Genomic DNA, 1,891 nt, shown 5'->3' with positions numbered 1-1,891 from the left:
CCCGCCGTGTCCGCGCTGGGGAACCGCCCGTCGCGGCAACGGAGCACCTCGTCCGCGCCGGCGGCGATGAGCTGCGACGCCTGGCTTGCGGCCGCCGCGCCCTCCGCAAGCACCGCCACCACCCGGCGTTCTGCCAAAAGGGACAGACCCGCCAAAGGGGACTGTCCCTTTTGGCTGGAGGCGAGCTCTCGCGCCTTGGCGATGAGCTCGAACGTGACGGGCAGCACCGCGCCCGCGGCATCGAGCTGCGCCACGACCCAGATATCTCGGCATGCCGACGCATCGGCACCCGCACCGTCACCGGCGGCCACGTGCCCGCGGTCGATGGAAAGCGCCTGCACCGGGCACGCCTCGACGCATGATCCGCACAGCGCGCACGCATCCGTGGGGCGCGCGAGGCGTCCTTCGACCACGATTCCACCGAAGGCGCACGCTCGGACGCAGCGCTTGCAGCCCACACAGCGCTCGGCATCTACCACAAGACCGCTCATCGCGCGCCACCTCCCCAAAGTTCCGCAACGCACGCCGCCTGCTCGGCAAGCGTGCCGGTAAGCGTCTCGCACGCACCCGAACGCTCGGGCACGAATGAGCGCACGACCTGCGTGGGCGATCCGGCGAGCCCCGTGCGAGCCGTGTCCGCGCCCACATCCGCCGCGCCGCGAACTTCGACCATCGCGTCACGCGCGGCAAGCACGCCTGCGATGCTCGGCATGCGCGGCTGCACGATATCCTTCGCCACGGTGATCACCGCCGGAAGCGGCACCTCAACCGTCTCGATGCCCTCGTCCACGCCATGGCGCACGCGCATCCACTCAGGTGAGTATTTCCGTCCCGGACTCAGGCCCTCGCTTGCGAACGAGCGCACGTCGGTCACACAGGGCACGTCGAGCAGGCCGGCGAGCTCGGGGCCGATCTGCGCGGTATCGCCATCGACCGCCATCTTTCCGCAGATGATGAGCCATGGCTCGCGCGCCGCGCCGCCGCCAATGCCCAGCTCACGCAGGCCACACGACAGCGCATAGCTCGTCGCAAGCGTGTCCGCACCGGCAAAGGCGCGGTCGGAAAGCAGAAGCGCGTCGTCGGCGCCACGGGCGATGCAGTCGCGCAGCAGAGCCTCCGTCGCCGGGATACCCATGGAGAGCACGCTTACGCGGCAGCCCGAACCCTCGGCCGCCAGCACCTCCTTGATGCGGAGCGCCACCTCGAGCGCAGCGGCATCGAAGGGGTTCACCACCGCCGCGCCGCCATCGCGCACGATCGTGTGGGTGACGGGATCCATGCGTACCTCGGTCGATCCGGGAACCGCTTTCACGCATACCACGATATGCATCATGCCCGCACCTCCTTGGCCACGGGCGCGCACGCCGGGTCATCCGCGCAACGCCTGTCCCTTTTGTCATGACATTGGGGACTGTCCCCCATGGCAGGGGGTAGCGGTGCGGGCAGAGCTGCGCAGCCGGGTCGAAGGCGAACTTCAGGCGCGCCATCTGCGCAATGGCCTCCTCACCATACATGATCTCGAGGAAATCGCGCTTGATCTTGCCCACGCCGTGCTCGGCGGAGACGGCGCCACCCATCGCGGTGACTTCGCGCGCCCAGCGGCAGAAGAGCTCTTTGCCGCGCGTGAACTCCTCGCGCGTGCGCGGCAAAATGTTCACGTGCAGATGGTTGTCGCCGATATGGCCCCATGCGGCAGACTCAAGACCTGCCTCGGCGAGCGTCGAGCGGTAGAGCGCCATGACGTCCGCCAAGCGCTCGTTCGGCACGGACATGTCGCTGCCGAGCTTCGTAATCGCGGGCTCCGTGCGGCGACGCTCGTCGATGAGCATGTTCACGCTCTCCGGCACCGCATGGCGAAAGAATCGCAGCGTCTCGCGGTCGACGGCCGTGC

General features: G+C 68.7%; 2 protein-coding genes and 1 pseudogene. All 3 read right to left on the bottom strand.

Annotation, left to right across the window (positions count from 1 at the left end; genetic code table 11):
- A partial coding sequence (locus QZ079_RS09295) for a 4Fe-4S binding protein (protein WP_297037562.1) occupies positions 1-491 on the bottom strand: 491 nt, incomplete at its 3' end.
- Entirely contained in the window at positions 488-1,333 is an 846-nt protein-coding gene (locus QZ079_RS09290; RefSeq protein ID WP_297037561.1) for an electron transfer flavoprotein subunit beta/FixA family protein, read from the bottom strand. The genes QZ079_RS09295 and QZ079_RS09290, both read right to left, overlap by 4 nt.
- A gap of 163 nt (positions 1,334-1,496) precedes the next feature.
- Positions 1,497-1,739: pseudogene (locus tag QZ079_RS09285) on the bottom strand (FAD-linked oxidase C-terminal domain-containing protein); the annotation flags it as partial.
- Between the last annotated feature and the right edge of the window lie 152 nt (positions 1,740-1,891).

Source organism: uncultured Enorma sp. (assembly GCA_905210055.1).
Classification (GTDB): Bacteria; Actinomycetota; Coriobacteriia; order Coriobacteriales; family Coriobacteriaceae; genus Enorma.
The sequence above is the reverse complement of the archived record's forward strand: the minus strand, read 5'-3'. Positions and strand labels throughout refer to the sequence as shown.

Coding starts and splice junctions, on each gene's coding strand:
- QZ079_RS09290 (WP_297037561.1), bottom strand. CDS start 1,333: ATGATGCATATCGTGGTATGCGTGAAAGCGGTTCCCGGATCGACCGAG.